The following is a 14,936-nucleotide window of genomic DNA, read 5'->3' as shown; positions in this document are numbered from 1 at the left end:
GATGACCGTGACGCTGAGCGCCCAGGATTTGCGCGAACTGATTGCAGCGGTGCCGGATCCCGAGGTGCCTGTCCTGAGCATCGAGGACCTCGGCATCCTGCGCGATATCGATGTGGACGCCGAGTCAGGCCGGATCGTCGTGACCATCACGCCGACCTATTCCGGCTGTCCTGCGGTCGATGCGATCCGCGCCGACATCATGCGAGTGCTTGCCGACCACGGAGTAGACGACGCGGAGGTGCGCACCGTGCTCAGCCCTGCGTGGAGCACCGACTGGATGAGCGTCGAGGGCAAGCGAAAGCTTGAGGAGTACGGCATAGCTCCGCCAAGTGGGAAGTCGACGATGAACGAGGGGCCGATTCCGCTGACGCTCAGCGTCAAGTGCCCGTTGTGCGGCTCACTTAACACCGAGGAACTGACCCGGTTCGGTTCCACAGCCTGCAAAGCCCTCTACCGCTGCCGCGCATGCCGCGAACCCTTCGACTACTTCAAGGTGCATTAGATGAACGGCATCTCCTTCTCGGAACCTTCGACGGTGCCGCCCGCTCGACGGCGGCATCGCTTCTTTCCGCTGGTTGTCTCCGGCATCCGGGAGCTCACCGCGGAAGCAGTTGAAGTCAGCTTCACGATCCCGCCGGAGCTGGCCGAGCAGTTCGAGTACATTCCGGGCCAGCACGTCGCGTTAAAGGCGACCGTCGATGGTCAGGACATCCGGCGGAGCTATTCCCTGTGCGCTGTGCCGAACGGTCGCGAACTGAAGATCGGCGTCAAGGAAACCTACGGCGGGCTGTTCTCGACCTTCGTGCGATCCACCTTGAAACCGGGGGACACACTTGAGGTGATGAACCCACAGGGTTCGTTCACATCGTCGGCGACTCCGGACAGCTCGGGACGGGTCGTGGCACTCGTCGCGGGAAGCGGCATCACCCCCGTGATGGCGCTCGCTGAATCGGTGCTGCAGACGTCGGCGCACTCACGGTTCACCCTGGTCTATGCCAACCGAACAGCGGCCGAGGTGATGTTCCTGGAAGAGATCGCGGACCTGAAAGACCGGTTCCCTGCCAGGTTCGACGTGCACCATGTGCTCTCCCGCGAGGGCAGGGACGCCGAGCTGTACTCCGGCCGGATCGATGCGCCGAAGCTGGAGAAACTGCTCCACTACATCGTCCGCCCGGAATCCGTCGACGAGTGGTTCCTATGCGGCCCGCTTGAGCTGGTTGAACTCTCGCGAAAGACTTTGGACGCCGCCGGTGTGGACCGTGCCCGGGTGCACTTCGAGCTGTTCAGCACCGGGGACTCTCCGGCCCGTTCTACGCCGCGGCCGGTCAGCGAGAAGGCCGCTTCCGGCCCGCAGCGGCATGTCACGTTCCGGCTGGATGGCCGGAGCGCGACCGTTGACACCCCGGCGGAAGATCCGGAAACGATCCTGACCGCAGCCTTGCGCAAGCGTGCAGACGTGCCATTTGCCTGCGCCGGCGGTGTGTGCGGAACCTGCAAGGCCGTCCTGGTGAAGGGAACCGTGGACATGGCAGACAACTTCGCGCTTGAACCCGACGAGTTGAAGGCCGGTTACGTGCTGACCTGTCAGTCCACTCCGACCTCCGACGATGTCGAGGTCGACTACGACCGGTAGGTTCGAAGAACGCACGCGGAGCCGACGCGCGACTGGCCGACCGGCGCCGGTCCTTCGATAGGAGCAAGATGACCGAGATCCGACACACTATTGACGGGTTCGTGGCCGAGCTTGTGCTCGACGGACCGGCGCAGCGTAATGCCGTGGACGAATCGGCCCTGCGCTCGCTCGCAGCGGCGGTGGACGAGATTGCCGCGGCAGTAGGAGCGAACGCGGTGCGCGCCGTCATCCTGCGTGGCGAGGGCAAGGTTTTCTGCGCCGGCCGGGACATCTCTGCGGTCGATCCGCGGACCGACGACGCCCTCGGGTTTCTGAACGGCGAGGTGGCGCCGGCGATCCGCGCCATCCGATCGCTGGCCGTGCCGACTTTCGCGTCGGTGCAGGGTGCCGCACTGGGCGTCGGGTTCGGCCTGGCCGCCGCCTGCGATGTGATTTACGCCGGTGAGTCCGCGAAGTTCGGCAGTCCTTTTGGCGCGATCGGCGCTGTGCCCGATTCAGGTGCCCACGCGTTCTTCGTCGACCGGCTCGGGTACCACCGCGCAATGGATTTGATCTACACCGGCGAGCTGATCTCGGGCACGCAGGCCGCGGAGTACGGACTCGTTTCGCGCGCGATTCCGGATGCCGAGCTGCTGGATGCGGTCAGGTCGACAGCGGTAAAGGTCGCTACCGGGCCAACTCGCGCCTTCGCGGCATCGAAAGCTCTTGCGCAGCTGTACTTCGATCAACGGCAGCCGCTCCACGATGTGATGACCGCCGAGGCCGAAGCCCAGGAAGCTGCCCGGCAGACCAAGGACTACCTGGAGGGCTTCGCGGCGTTCCAGCAGAAACGGGCGCCGCAGTTCGAGGGTCGCTAGGCCCGGCTGGGGGCCCCGACCACTCTTCAGTCCGAGGCATGGTTTCGGTCGTAGCGCCGCACCTTGGCACGGTTGCCGCAGCGTTGCATTGAGCACCAACGCCGTCGTCCGCCCCTTGAGGCGTCGAGGTACCGCAGACCGCATCGTGGATGTTCGCATTCCTTCACGGGCGCAGTCCCATGCTCGGCGAGCAGCTCGAGCGCGTCCGCAATTACGAGGCCGAGGATGTCGTTTGCCGTGGTGGCGCGTGGAGGTCGGACAGTGGGGAGCTCTGCTGCCTGGATGCGGCCGAGGACGGGGCGAGGCGCCGCGGCGGCGAGTTTGTTGAGTAGTGCGATGTCTGCGGCCCCGATGTCGTCGCTCTGAGTCAGGAGCCGGAAGAGGACCGCGCGAACTGTAACTGCCCTAGCGAGATCGCCATCGTCGATCGGGAGGAGGGTCTCGGCCACACCCGCAGCGGCGGACCAGGCAGCCAAATCAGCTGGTTCCCGAAGCGTCTCCGTAGGCTCCTCCGCCCAACGGTCTCGAAGAGTGTTGACGAAGTCGAGGCACGTCGCCCCGCCGATGAAAAGCCAGTGATCCATGCGGACATTATTGCACTAACCGGTTTAGATGGTTAGATAGCTGAATGGAGACTTCGAGACGGCTACCCGACCTGACCATGAACTACCGCGACAGCGGCGGCGACGGCCCTCTTGTGGTGTTGTTGCACGGCTGGCCGCAGACCTCGTACTGCTGGCGGCTGGTAGAGCCACTTCTCGCCGAGCACTTTCGCGTGGTAGCTCCCGACCTGCGCGGGTATGGACTCAGCGACAAGCCGGTCACCGGATACGATAAGGCGCGGATGGCCCAGGACATCCGCGAACTGGTCACCGTGCTTGGTTATGACACGGTCCGGCTGGTCGGCCACGACCGCGGCGCCCGGGTCGCGCACCGTTTCGCCCTTGATTACCCGGAGGCGTTAACTCACCTGTCCTTGCTGGACATCTGCCCCACGCTGCATACGTTCCGCAGCGGCACTCCCGAGACGGCACGCGGGTACTGGCACTGGCTATTCCACATGAAGCCCGATCTGCCGGAACTGCTCGTGGGAGCGAATGTTGACGCGTACCTGCGGTACTTCTTCGAGCATTGGGCCGTCCAGCGGGCGGCGGTAGAGGAAGCGATTCCGCATTACGTGGCCGCGTTCTCCCGCCCCGGGGCGTTGCGAGCCGGCTTCGACGACTACCGTGCGACGATTCCCGACCTCGAGCTTGACAGTGCTGACTTCGAGGCGGGCCGACAGATCATGATCCCCACTCAGCTCTTGTGGGGAGAGGGAGGACTCGTCGGCGGGACGGATGTCCTCGCCGCCTGGCGGCCGTTTGCGCCCCGAGCCTCCGGACAGGAGCTTGCTGGTTGCGGCCACTTCCTTCCCGAGGAGCAACCCTTGGTGCTTGCCGAGCTGTTGCTCGCCTACCTGCTCACCGAAACGGCGCGCTCCTGAGCGGGAGCCATGTAGCAGTTCTGGCAAGACTCAGCGACTGTCAAGGACTTCAACGTAGGGTCGTTCCATGACCAGCAATACGCCTCGCCCTCCCGCCGAGCAACCGGCGGTTGCGCCGCCGTCATATGGCCCCATGCCCCCGGATCGCCTGCCACAAGAATTTGGCCAGCCACCGGGTTTCCCGCAGCAGCCCGCGCCGCAGGCCCGGCCCGCCCCGCAGCAGTTTCAGCCACAGCAGCTCCCGGCCCAGCCACACGGGGTTCCACCCCAGCAGTACCAGCCCCAGCCGCACTTCCGTCAGGCACCCCAGCACGCGCAGCCACAGTTTCAGCAGGAGCCCAGGCAGGTGCAGTATTCACAGCCCCGGCTTTATGCCGTTCCGGTGCACACGCAGCAGCAGTTTCGGGTGCACGCGCCGATGGCTCCGCAGGCACAGGCTGTGTGGACACAGCCTGTCCGCAGAACGGAAACCGCAAAGGTGCTGGCCTGGATCGGGGCCGGACTGCTCGGCCTCGGTGCGGTCGTCATCTCGGCGTTGCTGGCTTTGGCGCTCGGACCCGCCTCGTTCATCGGCACGATGATCGTCGCCCTCGTTCCACTGTCGTTGATCATCTGCTCCGTGCTGCTGATCGACATGTGGCATCCGCAGCCCAAACTCGCCTTGATTATCGCGGTGCTGTGGGGTGGCGTTGCCTCGGTCGTCATCACCATGGTCATCGGAGTGGCGCGAATGGTTGCCGTCGCCGTCGCGAGCGGTGGCCAGTATGCCGCGAGCGATGTGTACAGTGCGGTGATCGAGGCGCCGATGCTGGAGGAATTCGCGAAGGGCCTCGGGCTGCTGATCCTCCTACTAGCCGGGCGGAAGTACTTCAACGGCCCCCTCGACGGGCTGGTGTACGGCATGCTGGTCGGCGCTGGCTTCGCCTTCACCGAGAACATCTTGTACTTCTCGGATTCGCTCGCTCAGGGTGGCGTCGGTGGACTCTTCATCAATGCGATCCTGCGCGGTGGTTTCGGCTTGTTCGGTCATGCCATGTACACGTCGATGACCGGCATTTTCCTCGGAATAGCAGCCAGAAAGACCGGTCCCTTGGGTGCAATCGGCTTCTTCTTCCTAGGGCTCATTCCGGCAATGCTGCTGCATGCCCTGTGGAACGGAATCGCGACGTTTGCCCAGGACGAGATGGCGATGTTGTTGCTCTACTGCCTGATTTTGTTCCCGATCTTCGTTGCCTGGGTTTCGGTCATCATCGTGCTGATGCGCAGCGAGTCGAAGCTCACCAGGGTCCGCCTCGGCGAGTACGCCAATGTCGGCTGGCTGACCCACCAGGAGGTCGATATGCTCGGCACCTGGGCCGGTCGCAGCCAGGGCAAGAAATGGGCTGATCGCTATCCCGGCGGCAAGCAGGTTATGAAAAAGTTCATCCATACCGCTGCGGAACTGGCTTTCGTCCGCCAGCGTCTGCTTGGCGGCAGGGCCAAACAGACGGTGCAGATCGAGGAGCGCAGGCTTCTCGACCAGCTTTCGGCGGATCGCCAGCAGCTATTTGCCCGAGTGAACGCCGGTTACCTGGTACGGGTCTGATCCGCCGCCTGGGCACGGCTTGTGAGCGCCGCGCCGGCGCCCGGCGCTCGGGCCGAGCGCCGTCCGGCACCGGGAGCACGGCATCCGCCGCCGGACGCACGGGCAGCTACCGGCTCGAATCCTCAGGTGGGAACAGCGTGTTTCCCAACGGCGACTTGTTGTTGCCACGGTTGTGCCAGACGCAGCACAGTGCGATTACCGCCGTGATCGCCAGCAGCATCAGCAGCGGCGCTCGGGTCGCGGAGTTGGCCAGCAGCATGGCGATGATCAGCAGTAGCGCGCCGAGGGTGATCCAGGACAGATACGGGAAGGCCCACATCTTGAACGGCAGCTCCCGGGTGTCGCCGCTGCTTTCATAACGCCGCCGCAGAATGATGTGCGAGATCGTCACTGTGCAGAACAGAATGATAAGCGTCGACCCGACCGCCGACAACAGGCTCATGAACACCTGCTGGCCGAAGAACGACAGCAGGACCACGACGAGGCCGACAAGCGACGAGGCAACGACGGCGACCCGAGGCACGCCATTCGTGCCAACCTTTTGCAGTAGCCGAGGAGCCTGCCCGCGGCTGGACAGCGAGTAAGCCATCCGGCTGGCGGCGTAGAGGGTCGCGTTCAGCGCGGAGAGCAGCGACACCATGATGATGATCTGCATGATGATATCGGCGTATGGCAGACCGATTTGGCTCAGCACCTGAACAAAGGGGCCAGGCGAATCGTCGCCGGCATCGAATGAGTTCCACGGCAGGACGAGCACCATGATCGCCATCGAGCCGACGTAGAACAGCAGGATGCGCCAGACTACGTTGCGAACGGCCTTCTGGATATTGCGGCCGGGATCGTTGGATTCCGCGGCGGCCAGAGCAACCACCTCGATGCCACCGAAGGAGAAGATCACCGCGAGCAGGCCGGCGAACATACCGGTCACGCCGTTGGGGAACACGCCGCCGTGCTCCGAGATGTTCGTCAGCCCAGGCGATCCGGGGCCGATCAGGCCGGCCACCGCGACGATGCCGATCACCAGGAATGCGATAACAGCCGCGACCTTGATCGAGGCGAACCAGAACTCCAGTTCGCCGAAACGCGAGACCTGGAACATGTTGACTCCGGTGAATGCCAGCAGAATGACGAGCGTCATCAACCACTGGGGCAGGCCGGTCCAGCCGGCCAGGAATCCGCCGGCCACGACGGACTCGATCGCGGCCACCATCATCATCTGGAACCACCAGACCCAGCCGATGGTCGCCCCGCCGGCCTTGCCAAGGGCTTTCTCGGCATAGGTCGAGAATGAGCCCGAGCTTGGGTGAGCGGCGGCCATCTCGCCGAGCATTCGCATCACGAAGATCAGTAGGACACCGGCGATTGCGTAGGAAATCACGATCGCCGGTCCCGCGATGCCGATCCCGGCCGCCGAACCGACGAACAGCCCGGTGCCGATGGCAGTGCCCAAGCTCATCATCGTGATCTGGCGCGTGCTCATGCCGTGGCTCAGATGGTTTGCCTCCGGTGCCGAACCGTCATGCTGTCCCGTCTCCGGTACCGGACCTTGATGGGAGATCGCCATTGATTCCTCTTTCTCGATGCTGTTCATTTAGGCAGCAGGAAACGCCGCCTGTGCATGGTGATTCAGTTATGAAGGTCAGCAGCCGCGGACCGTTACTGTTCGGTTGGCTACGACCGCCGCTACTTGATTACGCCTGCCCGGCGTAGTCGCGGATGGCGCGCAGGAAGGCATCGTTGTCGTCAGGCGTCGAGATGGTGACCCGTGCGCCATCACCGGCGAAGGCCCGGACGATGACCTTGTGCTCCTGCATGAAGGCGTCGAATGCCGCCGTCCCCTCGCCAAGAGCCAGCCAGACGAAGTTCGCCTGCGATTCGGTCACCGGCAGGCCAAGGGCCTTGAGCTCGTCGGTGACCCTTGCGCGTTCCGTGGTCACCGTGCCGACCCGCTCGGTCAGCTCGTCCTCGGCATCCAACGACACCTCGGCGGCCGCCAGCGCTAGCGAGTTCACGCTGAACGGCACGTGCACGGCGCGCACCGCGTTCAGCAGCGCGGGGTGACCGATGGCGTAGCCGACCCGAAGGCCGGCAAGGCCGTAGGCCTTTGAAAAAGTGCGCAGCACCACGACGTTGTCCCGCGGATTTCCGTTGTCATCGACGAGGAACTCGGTGCCATCGGGGCTGCCATCGGTCGCGAACTCACGGTAGGCCTCATCGAGCACGACCGTGATGTCTCCCGGAACCTTGGCCAGGAAGCCGTTGATCTCCTCGCGGCTCAGGGTCGTGCCGGTCGGATTGTTCGGGGTGCACAGAAACACGAGACCGACATTGTCCGCCTCAGCGATCACGGCGTCCGCCAGTGCATCCAGGTCGAGCGCCTGCTGTTCGGTGATCGGCACCATCAGCGGCTCCGCACCGGCGGTCCGGGTCAGAAGCGGGTACGCCTCGAACGAGCGCCAACCGAACGCGACTTTCTGTCCCTGTGCACAGGTGGCCTGGATCAGCTGCTGGCACAGCATCACCGAGCCGCAGCCGACAACGATCTGTTCGGTGTCGACTCCGAACTTCGCGGCCAGCTTCGCCGTCAGCACGCTCGCGTTGTTATCCGGGTAGCGGTTGATCAGTTCACCGGCTGATGCCATCGCCTGCACCACGCTCGGCAGCGGCCCGATCCCGGACTCGTTGCTTGCAAGCTTGACCGCCCCAGGTACGGTACGGCCCGGAACGTACCCGGTGATGCCTGCGAGATCTGGGCGAACACGTACCGCCATGTGACTTCGTCTCCTCGTTATCTGTCTGAGCTGGATGCTTCGGTGAATCGCGCCTGGTCCGATCGGAGCCTCGGCCGGCTCCGCTTTGTCCGGCTAGCGGACTGTCCGGCTAGCGGACTTAAGAATCGGCCAGGAACGCCATCGGATTTTCGATGCACCCGGCAACGTACTTGATGAACTTGCTCGGTTCCTCGCCGTCGCACACGCGATGGTCGAACGCGAGGGACAGCACAACCACCTTACGTACCGCGAGTTCCCCGTCGACCACCCACGGTCGATCCATGATCCGGCCGATGCCGAGGATGGCGGCCTCCGGGTGGTTGATGATCGCAGCGGACCCATCCACGCCGAACACTCCGTAGTTGTTCAGCGTGAAGGTTCCGCCGCTGAGCTGTGCCGGCGCAAAATGTCCGCTGGCCGAAGCCGAGACCAGCTCACCGATGCGATCACGAAGCTGGCGCGTGGTCAACGGGCCGGCATCGCGGACCACGGGAACCATCAGCCCTCGGGGAGTCTGCGCAGCCAGGCCGAGGTTGATTCTGCCGTGCTGAACGATCTCGTTTGTCACAGTGTCGATGGACGAGTTGAGAATCGGATGACGCCGCAGTCCGGCCACAACGAAGCGGGCGATCAGCGCCATAACGCTGAAGCGCTCCCCGGTGGCCTGCTGCAGCTGGTCTTTCGCCCGCAACAGTTCGGTGGCGTCTACGTCCAGCCAGATTGTGGCCTCTGGGATTTCTCGGCGGGACAGGCTGAGCCGATCGGAGACCACCTTGCGCAGTCCGCTGATCTTAGTGCGTACATCGCCGGAGGCGTCAACTGCGGAGGCGTCAGCCGCGGGAGCGTCAGCCGCAGGAGCCGAGCTAACTGGCGCCGACTCGGTTGAGCCTGCGCCCGCTGGCGCCGGTCCGGCCGTCTTCTGCTCCGCGATGTAGCTTTCGACATCGGCGCGCGTCACCAGGTCTCCCGGTCCGGAGCCCTTCAGGTGCCTGGCCTCGAAGCCGTGAGAGTGCGCAAGTTTCCGAACGATAGGGGAGATCACCGGGGAACTGCGGTCGACATCCAGCCGGGAATCGCGGTCGGATGAGGGGGCCGTCACCGGTGCGGTTGACGCTGCGCCTGCCGTTCCCGGTGCGGCGCCCGACGATTCGGCGGACCGGCGTCCGCGGGCGCCGAAACGAGCGCCTGCCGGTCGCTTGATCGTTCGAGTGCTCGTTGTGGTGCCGTAGCCGATCAGCACGGCTCCGGACGCTTCTTCGGTCTCCGTATCCCGGATCGCGGTGCCAGGAACCAGCTCGGCTGCATCGACGCCGGCGTCGACACCGCCGTCAGCGTCAGCTGTCGCTGTCGCCGGGGCGTCGCCTGTCAGTACCTCAGGGGCCTCGGCGCCGGCATCGATACCACCGTCATTGTCGGAGCGTTCGCCGGTGCCATCACCGACGGTAACCAGTGGCTGGCCGGCTTCGGCCATTTCGCCGGCCTGCACGTGAACTGCCTCGATGATCCCGGCGAAAGGGCACGGCAGCTCCACAACTGACTTGGCGGATTCGACTTCGACGATGAGCTGGTCGATGCTCACCGAGTCGCCCGGCTTCACCAGCCAGGAGATGATCTCGGCCTCGGTCAGGCCCTCACCCAGGTCGGGCAACAGAAACTGCTTGCTCATACTTCCCACTCCCAGGTATCCAGGGCGGCCAGGACGCGTTCCGCGGTCGGCAGATGAAACTCCTCGAGCTTTGGCGAGGGGAATGGAATGTCGAAACCGGTGATCCGAAGAACCGGCGCCGAAAGGTGGAAGAAGTTCCGTTCTGTGACCCGGGCAGCAACCTCGGCGCCATAGCCGCCGAATTGGGCTGCTTCATGGATCACGGCGGCCCGGGAGGTCTTTCGCACCGAAGCGCTTACTGTTTCATCGTCGAAGGGTGACAGCGATCGCAGGTCGATGACCTCAACCGACAGCCCCTCTCCCTCGCCGAGTCGTGCCGCCTCGAGCGCGGTCTTGACAGTCGGGCCATAGCTCAGCAGGGTTACGTCGCTGCCCTCCTGGACAACGCTGGCCTTCGTCATCGGCGCAGTCTGTACCGGAAGACTCAGGGTGTCCTTCGACCAGTAACGGCTCTTCGGCTCCATGAAGATTACCGGGTCGTCGGAGCGGATCGCCTCACGCAACATTGAGTAGGCGTCTGCCGGATTGGATGGCGTGACAACCGTCAGTCCCGGGGTGTGGATCCAGTAGGCCTCTGAGGAATCCGAATGATGCTCCACGCCGCCGATGCCGCCGGCGCAAGGGATGCGCACCACGATCGGCATGCTCAGTCGCCCCTTGGTGCGATTTCGTTCCTTGGCCAGGTGCGAGACGATCTGTTCGAACGCGGGGAAGCTGAAGGCGTCGAACTGCATCTCCACCACCGGCCGCATGCCGTACATCGCCATGCCGATGGCGGTGCCGATGATGCCGGCCTCCGCGAGCGGAGAATCCCACACCCTGTCGTCGCCGAACTCGGCCTGCAGCCTGTCGGTGATCCGGAAGACGCCACCGAGCGGTCCGACATCCTCACCGAAGATGACGACATCTGGGTCCGCCGCGAGCTCGTCCCGCAGTGCCTGGTTGAGCGCTGCCGTCATGGTCGTCGGCTTCGGTGCGGTCTGTTCCACTGTGCTATCCGCCTCGCCAGGGGCGGTATGGGTTGGCGCGCTCATGACTTGTCCTCGCTTGCAGAAAGCTCGTCCGCGAGGAACTGGCGCTGCTCGAGCAGGGCCGGACGCGGTTCCGCGTAGACGTGGTCGAAGAGGGACAGCGGGTCGATTTCCACCTCGGCGTTCATTGCGTCCCGGATGTCGCCGGCAAGGCTCTCGGCTTCGGCGGCGATGGCGCTCCGGTCGTCCTCCGACAGCAGGTTTTGCGACACCAGGTACTTTTCCAGGCGCTCGATCGGGTCGCGGGCCTTCCAGGCAAGCACATCGTCGTTGCTTCGATATCGGCTCGGGTCGTCCGAGTTGGTGTGCGCCTCGATCCGGTAGGTCAAGCCCTCGATGAGCGTTGGGCCGTGCCCCGAACGGGCGCGTTCGACAGCGGCGGAGACGACGGCGTAAACGGCGGCGGCATCGTTGCCGTCGACGCGATAGCCGGGCATGCCGTAGCCGACGGCCTTATCGGCCAGCATCCGGGCGTGCGTTTGCTTCTTCAGGGGCACCGAGATGGCGAACTGATTGTTCTGCACCATGAAGATCACCGGTGCCTGCCACACTGCGGCGAAGTTGAAGGCCTCATGCGCGTCGCCTTCGCTGGTTGCGCCGTCACCGAGGAACGTCAGCGCAACCGTGTTGTCGCCCTTCAACCGGGCAGCGGTGCCAAGGCCGACCGCGTGCAGTGCCTGGGTCGCCAGCGGAGTTGCGGCCGGAGCGGTGCGATGCGCCTTCGGGTCATAGCCCGAGTGCCAGTCGCCGCGGAAGGCCTCAAGGATGTCTGCCGGGCTGATGCCGCGGGTCAGCAACGCGATGGTGTCCCGGTAGGTGGGAAAAAGCCAGTCGCTGGTGCGCAGCGCCATAACGCTGCCGATCTCGCAGGCTTCCTGGCCGAGGGCTGAGGGATACGTCGCTAGCCGGCCCTGGCGGGTCAGCGCGGTGACCTGGGTGTCGAAACGACGGGCCACCACCATCCGGCGATACAGCGACTTCAGGATCTCAGGCTCGGGGAGCTCGAAACCGCCGGTGCCGTCGCCGGCCACCGCATGACCCGTGTCGTTGATCAATGTCAGGGGTGTTGCCTGCGGTAGCACTGGCGCTTCATTGCGCTCAATATGGACACTCATACCCTCATAATGAACGTGACCCAGGTCATCTTTCCAGCCTGTGGAACGGGTCTGCGACAGATGGTAGTTAGCCTGCGGAAATAGGTGCCATTTGTCCGTCGCTTTCCGAAGGAAAGACGCCATTTGTCCCGGACTGGCGAGCCGCGATCTACTGCCCCGCGGTGCCGGGAACGGTGCCTGGAATTTCCTCGAGGATGAGCAGCGATCGGGTGGACAGTACGCCGTGCACCTCGTGGATCTTGCGCAGAATCACCTGGGAGAGCTGGTCGTGGTCCGGGGCATTCACCGTGACGAGGGCGTCGACGTCTCCGCTCACAGCCTGGACCTTCTCAACGAACGGTAAAGCGGCCAGTTCGCTGCTTATCTCGGGCCAGGGCACGTCGCCGACCTTGACCACGACGACGGCGGAAATGTGCAGGCCGAGGGCCTTGCGATTGACCTGCGCGGCGAAACCGGTGATCACGCCGGTATCCGTCAGGTTCTGCAGCCGGGTATGGGCGGCGGTGCGGGACACATGCACCCGCTCTGCAAGCTGGCGGACCGACAGGCGCGCATCCCGGCTCAACTCGGCAACGATTCGGCGATCGGTGTCGTCGATGGGCCGTGCCTGGCTGCTAATGGTGTCCTCCGAGCATTGATTGCGTGAATACAGTCTAGGTTGTCCGAACCATTGCCTCGGGTGACCCGGCTCACTGGTTCGTCGTCCAGATTTCGCGGGGATTGCTCAGGTTGATACTGCAAACTACAAGGCATGAGTTTCGTCGACATAGTGCTGCTTATCGTGGCTGTTCTTGTTGCCATCGGTGGCTGGCGCAGGGGTGCCCTCGTCGGGGTGCTTAGCCTGATCGGCTTCATTGCGGGCATCTGGCTTGCAAGCGCGGCGCTGCCCGCATCCACCGCATGGCTGCAGGACCACGACATGCTTTCATCTCAGTGGAAGCCGCTGTTCGGACTGGTCGTGGTGCTGATCGCAGGCTTCGTCGTTCAGACCCTCGGCTACATGCTCGGGGTGCGGATTCGGGCGTCGCTCGGCGATGGAGTGGTCCGCGGCCTGGATTCGGTCGGTGGCGTGCTGGCCAGCCTGCTGGCCGCATGCCTCGTTGTGTGGTTGGCGGCTGGCTTCATCCGCACGACGCCCTACGTCGCACCGAACTCCTGGGTCGCGTCATCCCGCGCGGTCGCCGGACTTGACCGCGCGATCCCGCTGCCATCCGCACAGGTGCTCGGCCAGGTCGGCGAAGTGCTAGAAGCCTCCGGGTTCCCGAGCGTCTTCAGCGGGCAGCCGGAACAGATCCGTTCAATCGATGCGCCCGACGCCGGAGCGGTCGAGGGTGTCCGTGGCGCCGAGGACAGCATCGTGAAGATCTACGGTGAGTCGCAGCGATGTGGCGCGGCAACGGAAGGCAGCGGCTGGGTGATGTCCGACCGGCGAGTTGTCACCAACGCCCACGTCGTTGCCGGTGCCGAGAAGATGATCGTGCAGGTCGGCGGGGTCGGTGAGGCCTATCGAGCAGATGTCGTTGCCTTCGATGCCGCGCGCGACGTTGCCGTGCTCAAGGTTGACGAGCTGCCGGCCGAGCCGCTGACCGTGGGAACTGAGTTGGATACCGGCGACTCGGCTGTCGTTGCCGGCTTCCCGAACGACGGCCCGTACACGCTGTCCCCGTCCCGGGTTCGCGAGACCATAATGGCTCGTGGCCTGGACATCTATAACAAGGAAACCGTGGTCCGCGAGATCTATTCACTTCGCGGAATCGTACGGCCAGGAAACTCCGGTGGTCCGATGCTGGACGCCTCGGGAGACGTTGTCGGACTCGTTTTCGCCAAGTCGGCCGCTGACGACAGCACCGGGTACGCGTTGACGATGGACGAAATCGCCCCGGTCCTGAATGAGGGCAAAGGATCCGAGGAAGTGTCTACCGGCGCCTGCAGCGTGGCCTAGCGGTTGCGGAGGGCCTTATGCCGCCGGCCCCTCTCGCCGTTTCGAGGGATGCGCGCCATTCCATCTGAGTTCGGACATGTCAGCACTGAGCGTCAGTGTTTAGAATGCTTGACATTTGAGGGTTTCGGGGCGATGTCAAGAATTTTTGACAGTGCGAGTGGAAACTGGATCTCATGAGCTAGTAGGGCGGCAGCTCGCCGCAGAACCGGAACTTCTGGTCAGACCGCGAGCGTATGAACTCGCGGTCTGACCAGCACCTCGCGGTTTGTGCCGGCACCTCGCGGTCCGAAGCGACGACCAACCGCGCGGATCAGCTCCTAGCTGCCGAGACTTGTCAGTGAGTCGCCGGTCAGTCGGAATGTCGTCCATTCGTCCTGTGGCACGGCACCCAACGACTTGTAGAAGCCGATCGATGGCTCGTTCCAGTTCAGAACGCTCCACTCGAGCCGCGCGTAGCCGCGTTCGACGCAGAGCTCGGCGAGAGTCTTCAGCAAGAGTTTCCCGTAGCCTGCGCCGCGATGTTCCGGCTTGACGAACAGGTCCTCCAGATAGATCCCGTGTACGCCCTCCCAGGTGGAGAAGTTGAGAAACCACAGTGCCATCGCAACTGGCTCGCCATCGACCTCTACGACGTGGGCAAACGCCGCCGGGTCTGCGCCGAACAGGGCCTTTCGAAGGTCCTCCTCGGTGGTATTGACCGCGTCCGGCTCTTTTTCATAGACAGCGAGCTCGTGGATCAATCCGAGGATGCCCGGGATGTCGTCAATCGTGGCGCGGCGCAGCCGTGCTGATGTCGTAGTGGTCATTAGCACAGTATTCCATTCTCCTACAACTTCGCCGTCTCGATCTT

At 64.1% G+C, this 14,936-nt stretch carries 14 protein-coding genes; 6 read left to right on the top strand and 8 right to left on the bottom strand.

Annotation, left to right across the window (positions count from 1 at the left end):
* The first annotated feature begins 1 nt into the window (after window position 1).
* The 3 genes from paaD (at window position 2) to LWF01_RS13760 (ending at window position 2,490) form a co-directional block, all read left to right on the top strand.
* Window positions 2–502, top strand: coding sequence for a 1,2-phenylacetyl-CoA epoxidase subunit PaaD (paaD, locus tag LWF01_RS13770; protein ID WP_349637936.1), 501 nt, complete (start codon window positions 2–4; stop codon window positions 500–502).
* The gene (paaE, locus tag LWF01_RS13765) at window positions 503–1,633 is read left to right on the top strand and encodes a 1,2-phenylacetyl-CoA epoxidase subunit PaaE (protein WP_349637935.1); all 1,131 of its coding nucleotides are present in this window, start codon (window positions 503–505) and stop codon (window positions 1,631–1,633) included.
* 68 nt (window positions 1,634–1,701) lie between these two features.
* Window positions 1,702–2,490 carry an enoyl-CoA hydratase/isomerase family protein gene (locus LWF01_RS13760; protein ID WP_349637934.1) on the top strand — a complete coding sequence of 263 codons (789 nt, stop codon included), beginning with the start codon at window positions 1,702–1,704 and terminating at the stop codon, window positions 2,488–2,490.
* A 26-nt stretch (window positions 2,491–2,516) separates the two neighbouring features.
* Here LWF01_RS13760 and LWF01_RS13755 read toward each other — a convergent pair whose 3' ends face one another.
* On the bottom strand, window positions 2,517–3,074 hold the full coding sequence (locus LWF01_RS13755; RefSeq protein ID WP_349637933.1) for a CGNR zinc finger domain-containing protein: 558 nt from the start codon (window positions 3,072–3,074) through the stop codon (window positions 2,517–2,519).
* A gap of 44 nt (window positions 3,075–3,118) precedes the next feature.
* On the opposite strand from LWF01_RS13755, the gene LWF01_RS13750 reads away from it, so the two are divergent.
* On the top strand, window positions 3,119–3,976 hold the full coding sequence (locus tag LWF01_RS13750; RefSeq protein WP_349637932.1) for an alpha/beta fold hydrolase: 858 nt from the start codon (window positions 3,119–3,121) through the stop codon (window positions 3,974–3,976).
* Window positions 3,977–4,043: 67 nt separating this feature from the next.
* The gene (locus LWF01_RS13745) at window positions 4,044–5,561 is read left to right on the top strand and encodes a PrsW family intramembrane metalloprotease (RefSeq protein WP_349637931.1); all 1,518 of its coding nucleotides are present in this window, start codon (window positions 4,044–4,046) and stop codon (window positions 5,559–5,561) included.
* A 106-nt stretch (window positions 5,562–5,667) separates the two neighbouring features.
* On the opposite strand, the gene LWF01_RS13740 is transcribed toward LWF01_RS13745, so the two are convergent.
* The 6 genes from LWF01_RS13740 to LWF01_RS13715 form a co-directional block, all read right to left on the bottom strand.
* Complete coding sequence (locus LWF01_RS13740) at window positions 5,668–7,152, bottom strand: amino acid permease (RefSeq protein ID WP_349637930.1); 1,485 nt, start codon at window positions 7,150–7,152, stop codon at window positions 5,668–5,670.
* 100 nt (window positions 7,153–7,252) lie between these two features.
* Window positions 7,253–8,332 carry a histidinol-phosphate transaminase gene (gene hisC / locus LWF01_RS13735; protein ID WP_349637929.1) on the bottom strand — a complete coding sequence of 360 codons (1,080 nt, stop codon included), beginning with the start codon at window positions 8,330–8,332 and terminating at the stop codon, window positions 7,253–7,255.
* 118 nt (window positions 8,333–8,450) lie between these two features.
* Complete coding sequence (locus tag LWF01_RS13730) at window positions 8,451–9,998, bottom strand: dihydrolipoamide acetyltransferase family protein (protein WP_349637928.1); 1,548 nt, start codon at window positions 9,996–9,998, stop codon at window positions 8,451–8,453.
* On the bottom strand, window positions 9,995–11,032 hold the full coding sequence (locus LWF01_RS13725; RefSeq protein ID WP_349637927.1) for an alpha-ketoacid dehydrogenase subunit beta: 1,038 nt from the start codon (window positions 11,030–11,032) through the stop codon (window positions 9,995–9,997). Before LWF01_RS13725 ends, LWF01_RS13730 begins: the two co-directional genes overlap by 4 nt.
* Entirely contained in the window at window positions 11,029–12,144 is a 1,116-nt protein-coding gene (gene pdhA / locus LWF01_RS13720) for a pyruvate dehydrogenase (acetyl-transferring) E1 component subunit alpha (RefSeq protein ID WP_349637926.1), read from the bottom strand. Before pdhA ends, LWF01_RS13725 begins: the two co-directional genes overlap by 4 nt.
* Window positions 12,145–12,292: 148 nt before the next feature.
* Entirely contained in the window at window positions 12,293–12,709 is a 417-nt protein-coding gene (locus LWF01_RS13715; protein WP_349637925.1) for an Lrp/AsnC family transcriptional regulator, read from the bottom strand.
* Window positions 12,710–12,895: 186 nt separating this feature from the next.
* Between LWF01_RS13715 and LWF01_RS13710 the strand changes: the two genes are divergently transcribed.
* Window positions 12,896–14,086 carry a MarP family serine protease gene (locus LWF01_RS13710; protein WP_349637924.1) on the top strand — a complete coding sequence of 397 codons (1,191 nt, stop codon included), beginning with the start codon at window positions 12,896–12,898 and terminating at the stop codon, window positions 14,084–14,086.
* Window positions 14,087–14,403: 317 nt separating this feature from the next.
* Here LWF01_RS13710 and LWF01_RS13705 read toward each other — a convergent pair whose 3' ends face one another.
* Window positions 14,404–14,892 (bottom strand): GNAT family N-acetyltransferase, encoded by a 489-nt coding sequence (locus LWF01_RS13705; RefSeq protein WP_349637923.1) that lies wholly within the window; start codon window positions 14,890–14,892, stop codon window positions 14,404–14,406.
* Window positions 14,893–14,936: the final 44 nt, after the last annotated feature.

It is taken from the genome of Saxibacter everestensis (assembly GCF_025787225.1).
Lineage (GTDB): Bacteria > Actinomycetota > Actinomycetes > Actinomycetales > Brevibacteriaceae > Saxibacter > Saxibacter everestensis.
The sequence above is the reverse complement of the archived record's forward strand: the minus strand, read 5'-3'. Positions and strand labels throughout refer to the sequence as shown.

Coding starts and splice junctions, on each gene's coding strand:
- paaD (WP_349637936.1), top strand. CDS start 2: ATGACCGTGACGCTGAGCGCCCAGGATTTGCGCGAACTGATTGCAGCG.
- paaE (WP_349637935.1), top strand. CDS start 503: ATGAACGGCATCTCCTTCTCGGAACCTTCGACGGTGCCGCCCGCTCGA.
- LWF01_RS13760 (WP_349637934.1), top strand. CDS start 1,702: ATGACCGAGATCCGACACACTATTGACGGGTTCGTGGCCGAGCTTGTG.
- LWF01_RS13755 (WP_349637933.1), bottom strand. CDS start 3,074: ATGGATCACTGGCTTTTCATCGGCGGGGCGACGTGCCTCGACTTCGTC.
- LWF01_RS13750 (WP_349637932.1), top strand. CDS start 3,119: ATGGAGACTTCGAGACGGCTACCCGACCTGACCATGAACTACCGCGAC.
- LWF01_RS13745 (WP_349637931.1), top strand. CDS start 4,044: ATGACCAGCAATACGCCTCGCCCTCCCGCCGAGCAACCGGCGGTTGCG.
- LWF01_RS13740 (WP_349637930.1), bottom strand. CDS start 7,152: ATGAACAGCATCGAGAAAGAGGAATCAATGGCGATCTCCCATCAAGGT.
- hisC (WP_349637929.1), bottom strand. CDS start 8,332: ATGGCGGTACGTGTTCGCCCAGATCTCGCAGGCATCACCGGGTACGTT.
- LWF01_RS13730 (WP_349637928.1), bottom strand. CDS start 9,998: ATGAGCAAGCAGTTTCTGTTGCCCGACCTGGGTGAGGGCCTGACCGAG.
- LWF01_RS13725 (WP_349637927.1), bottom strand. CDS start 11,032: ATGAGCGCGCCAACCCATACCGCCCCTGGCGAGGCGGATAGCACAGTG.
- pdhA (WP_349637926.1), bottom strand. CDS start 12,144: ATGAGTGTCCATATTGAGCGCAATGAAGCGCCAGTGCTACCGCAGGCA.
- LWF01_RS13710 (WP_349637924.1), top strand. CDS start 12,896: ATGAGTTTCGTCGACATAGTGCTGCTTATCGTGGCTGTTCTTGTTGCC.
- LWF01_RS13705 (WP_349637923.1), bottom strand. CDS start 14,892: ATGACCACTACGACATCAGCACGGCTGCGCCGCGCCACGATTGACGAC.